The following is a 279-nucleotide window of genomic DNA, read 5'->3' as shown; positions in this document are numbered from 1 at the left end:
GGGCGGCAACGGTGGCCTGGGCGGACTGAACGCAGATGGTGTGACCCGTGCGACCACGGGTGCCGGCGCTGACGGTGGCGCCGGTGGTACGGGCGGCAACGGCATCGATGGTGCGGCCGGGTCGTTTGTGACCGGTGACGGTAACGGCGGCGCTGGTGGTAACGGTGGTGTCGGTGGCAACGGTGGTGCTGCGGGTACGGGTTCCTCGGCGGGTGCCGTGGGTGCTGCGGGCTCGGGCGGTAACGCCGGTAACGGTGGTGCCGGTGCGGCGGGTGCCGC

General features: G+C 72.8%; 1 protein-coding gene. It reads left to right on the top strand.

Features of this window, described 5'->3' with window-relative positions; all coding sequences use genetic code 11:
- Positions 1–40: 40 nt before the first annotated feature.
- A partial coding sequence (locus tag BST15_RS21045) for a hypothetical protein (protein ID WP_207572075.1) occupies positions 41–279 on the top strand: 239 nt, incomplete at its 3' end.

This window comes from Mycolicibacter arupensis, assembly GCF_002086515.1.
Taxonomy (GTDB): domain Bacteria; phylum Actinomycetota; class Actinomycetes; order Mycobacteriales; family Mycobacteriaceae; genus Mycobacterium; species Mycobacterium arupense.
The sequence above is the reverse complement of the archived record's forward strand: the minus strand, read 5'-3'. Positions and strand labels throughout refer to the sequence as shown.